Annotated in this window: 4 protein-coding genes; 3 read left to right on the top strand and 1 reads right to left on the bottom strand. The window is 64.7% G+C overall.

From position 1 onward, the window contains the following. Positions 1-76: 76 nt before the first annotated feature. Positions 77-442: a VOC family protein gene (locus ACP7B7_RS31495; protein ID WP_426079343.1), complete on the top strand. Its 366-nt coding sequence runs from the start codon at positions 77-79 to the stop codon at positions 440-442. On the opposite strand, the gene ACP7B7_RS31490 is transcribed toward ACP7B7_RS31495, so the two are convergent. After that, on the bottom strand, positions 439-1,341 hold the full coding sequence (locus ACP7B7_RS31490) for a LysR substrate-binding domain-containing protein (RefSeq protein WP_426079342.1): 903 nt from the start codon (positions 1,339-1,341) through the stop codon (positions 439-441). The two genes, ACP7B7_RS31495 and ACP7B7_RS31490, sit on opposite strands and share 4 nt — an antisense overlap. 156 nt (positions 1,342-1,497) lie before the next feature. On the opposite strand from ACP7B7_RS31490, the gene ACP7B7_RS31485 reads away from it, so the two are divergent. Together ACP7B7_RS31485 and ACP7B7_RS31480 are read left to right on the top strand one after the other, a co-directional pair. Beyond that, positions 1,498-2,679 (top strand): acyl-CoA dehydrogenase, encoded by a 1,182-nt coding sequence (locus ACP7B7_RS31485; RefSeq protein WP_426079341.1) that lies wholly within the window; start codon positions 1,498-1,500, stop codon positions 2,677-2,679. Next, complete coding sequence (locus ACP7B7_RS31480) at positions 2,679-3,926, top strand: CaiB/BaiF CoA transferase family protein (RefSeq protein WP_426079340.1); 1,248 nt, start codon at positions 2,679-2,681, stop codon at positions 3,924-3,926. The genes ACP7B7_RS31485 and ACP7B7_RS31480 overlap by 1 nt, the downstream gene beginning before the upstream one ends. The last annotated feature ends 76 nt before the right edge of the window (positions 3,927-4,002 follow it).

The following is a 4,002-nucleotide window of genomic DNA, read 5'->3' as shown; positions in this document are numbered from 1 at the left end:
GCCGCCCACCGTCTACGAACGGAAAATGGCAGCACGTGAACCTATCGTTGTGTCCGAAATTACTTGACCACCACACATGATCAAGGGTTTGCGCACCGTTACCTATCCCGTTCCCGACCTGGAAAAAGGCAAGGCCTGGTACAGCCAGGCGTTCAACACCGAGCCCTATTTCGACCAGCCGTTTTACGTCGGTTTCAATATCGGCGGCTTCGAACTGGGCCTGCTGCCGGACGGCCAGCCGGGTACCCAGGGCAGCGTCACCTACTGGGGCGTCGAAGGCATAGCCCAGGAAATCGAAAGGTTTATTGCGCTGGGCGCCACCCTGCACCATCCCCTGACGGATGTGGGTGAGGGCATCCGCACGGTCGAGTTGCTCGATCCGTTCGGCAACCAGATCGGGCTGATCGACAACCCGCATTTCGACACCGCCAAGGTCGTTTAAGCGGCCTCCGCCTGCAGCCATGCCCGAAACTGCTGCAGCGCCAACTTTTCGTGCGCCGCTTCGGGCGTGATCAGATAATATGCGCGCTGCCCGCGCAGCGGGCGCTCGCACACGATCTGCAATTCGCCGCGCGCCAGCTCGGTCTCGACCAGCATGCGCGGCAGCAGCGCCACGCCCTGGCCCTGCACGGCCGCCATGGCCAGCATGGAAAACAGTTCGTAGCGTGCGCCGAAGCGGGCGCCATCAAGTGCCGCCCCGTCGACCTGCATGGCGTCAAACCACTGGCGCCAGGCGCCCGGGCGCGTGCTCGGTTGCAACAATGTCAGCTCCAGCAGATCCTGCGGCTGCCAGCTGCCACGCGCCTGCAGCAGGCGCCCACTGGCGACCGGCACGATCTCTTCGTGCATCAGCAAGGTGGCGCGCGTGCCGGGCCAGCGCCCCAGCTGCTCGGGCGTGCCGGCATACAGGGCGCCGTCGTATTCCGTGTCGGCAAACATGAACGGTTTTGTATACGCATCGATATGCACCACGATCTCGGGCTGCCGCGCGGCCAGGCCGGCCAGGCGCGGCATCAGCCAGCGCGTGGCAAACGTCGGCACCGAGGCCAGCTGCAAGGCGCCGCCTCCCTGGCGCGCCATGGTGTCGAGCGTGTCGCGCTCCAGCCCATCGAGGCGGGCCGCGATCTGGCGCGCATACGAGGCGCCGGCGGAGGTCAGCACCACGCCATGGCGCGTGCGCTGAAACAGTTGCACGCCGAGAAAACTTTCAAGGGATGCAATCTGGCGCGACACGGCGCTTTGCGTCAGCGACAGTTCGCGCGACGCATGGGTATAGCTTTGATGGCGCGCCGCCGCTTCAAAACAATTGAGCGCCTGCAGCATGGGGATCTTGCGTGACATGGAGCGGCCTGGAGGTTAAAAGCCACAGTATGCCGCAAGATATGCGTGGCGCGCATATCTGGGTGCGTAAAAATCGTTTGCCTGAGGCGCGGCGACAACCTACCATGAGTCCCATTCAATCTGCGCCCTCACCGGCGCTCACCTGCGAGGCCCGTGATGAGCAAAACCGTATTCGACTGGAATTCCCCCCTGCTGCTGGACGAACAACTGACGGGCGACGAACGCGCCGTGCTGGACGCGGCGCGCGACTATTGCCAGGGCAGCCTGGCGCCGCGCGTGCTCGAATCGTTCCGCCACGGCCGCACCGACGCCGCCATCTTCCGCGAAATGGGCGAACTGGGCCTGCTGGGCTCGACCATTCCCGAAGAATACGGCGGCGCCGGCCTGAACTATGTGTGCTACGGCCTGGCCGCGCGCGAAGTCGAGCGCATCGATTCGGGCTACCGCTCGATGATGAGCGTGCAATCGTCCCTGGTGATGGTGCCGATCAACGCTTTCGGCAATGAGGAAACGAAACAAAAATACCTGCCCAAGCTGGCCACCGGCGAATTCATCGGCTGTTTTGGTTTGACCGAGCCGAATCACGGCTCCGACCCGGGCAGCATGGTCACGCGCGCCCGTAAAGTGCCGGGCGGCTACAGCCTGTCGGGCGCCAAGATGTGGATCACCAACAGCCCGATCGCCGATGTGTTCGTGGTGTGGGCCAAGGACGACGAAGGCGCGATCCGCGGCTTCGTGCTGGAAAAAGGCTGGAAAGGCCTGTCGGCGCCCGAGATCCACGGCAAGGTCGGCCTGCGTACCAGCATCACCGGCGAAATCGTCATGGACGAGGTGTTCTGCCCGGAAGAAAACGCCTTCCCCGACGTGCGCGGCCTGAAAGGCCCGTTCACCTGCCTGAACAGCGCCCGCTATGGCATCGCCTGGGGCGCGCTGGGCGCGGCCGAAGACTGCTACCTGAAAGCACGCCAGTACACCATGGACCGCCAGCAGTTTGGCCGCCCCCTGGCCGCGAATCAGCTGGTGCAGAAGAAACTGGCCGACATGCTGACCGAAATCACCATGGGCCTGCAAGGCTGCCTGCGCCTGGGCCGCATGAAGGACGAAGGCTCGGCCGCCGTGGAAATCACCTCGATCATGAAACGCAACAGCTGCGGCAAGGCGCTGGACATCGCCCGCATGGCGCGCGACATGATGGGCGGCAACGGTATTTCCGACGAGTTCGGCGTGATCCGCCACCTGGTCAACCTGGAAGTGGTCAACACCTATGAAGGCACGCACGATGTGCACGCGCTGATCATCGGCCGCGCCATTACCGGCATCGCCGCCTTCAGCAATTGATGGACGCCCTCGCTTCCACCCTGCGCCCGGCGCCGTTGACGGGCTTGCGCGTGCTGGACCTGTCGCGCGTGCTGGCCGGGCCGTGGGCCGGGCAATTGCTGGCCGACCTGGGCGCCGACGTGGTGAAAGTCGAGCAGCCGGGCCGTGGCGACGATACGCGCTCGTGGGGTCCGCCCTACCTGAAGGACGAGGACGGGCGCGACACTGCGGAGGCCGCCTATTTCCAGTGCGCCAACCGCAACAAGCGTTCGCTGTGCATCGACCTTGCCGCGCCGGAAGGCCAGGCACTGGTGCGCAAGCTCGCACTTGAAGCCGATGTATTGCTGGAAAATTTCAAGCTGGGCGGGCTGAAACAGTACGGGCTCGATGCGGCCAGCCTGCTCGAACTTAATCCGCGCCTGGTGTACTGTTCCATTACGGGCTTTGGCCAGGACGGGCCATATGCGGCCCGCGCCGGCTATGATTTCCTGATCCAGGGCATGGGCGGCCTGATGAGCATCACGGGCGTGCCCGACGGCCAGCCGGGCGCCGGGCCGCAAAAGGTGGGCGTGGCGCAGACCGATATCATGACAGGGCTGTACGCCACCATCGCGGTGCAGGCGGCGCTGGCCGAACGGACTCGCTCGGGCCTGGGCCAGCATATCGACCTGGCCCTGCTCGACGTGCAGGTGGCGGCGCTGGGCAACCAGGCCGCCAACTATCTGTGCGGCGGCAAAGTGCCCCAGCGCATGGGCAATGCGCATCCGAATATCGTGCCCTACCAGGATTTCCCGACCGCCGATGGCGACATGATCCTGGCGATCGGCAACGACGGCCAGTTTGCGCGCTTTTGCGCCATCGCCGGCCACCCGGAATGGGCGCAGGACGAACGCTTCGCCACCAATCCGCAGCGCGTGGCGCACCGGGCGATATTGATCCCGCTGCTGCGCCAGGCCACCGTCATGCGCACCACCGACGAATGGATCACGGCGTTCGAGCTGGCGGCCGTGCCCTGCGGCCCCGTCAACCGCATCGACCAGGTGTTTGCCGACCCGCAAGTGGTAGCGCGTGGCCTGAAAGTGGAGATGGCACACCCGACGGCAGGCACGGTGGCGCTGGTGGCCAACCCGGTGCGCTTGTCAGCGTCGCCGGTACAGTATCGCTTGCCGCCGCCGTTGCTGGGGCAGCATACGGACGAGGTGCTGGGGCAGTGGCTGGGGTTGGGTACCACGGAAATTGACGGGCTGCGCGAGCGGAAAGTGGTGTAGGACGTAGATACTGTTATCCCCGTCAAGCGTTGTGCAAGGTCGGATCAAATATTTTTCCAGACCTGAGCACACCGAA

Source organism: Janthinobacterium sp. PSPC3-1, from assembly GCF_049896105.1.
GTDB lineage: Bacteria > Pseudomonadota > Gammaproteobacteria > Burkholderiales > Burkholderiaceae_D > Janthinobacterium.
Note: the sequence above shows the minus strand (reverse complement) of the source record. Positions and strands in the feature narration are given on the sequence as shown.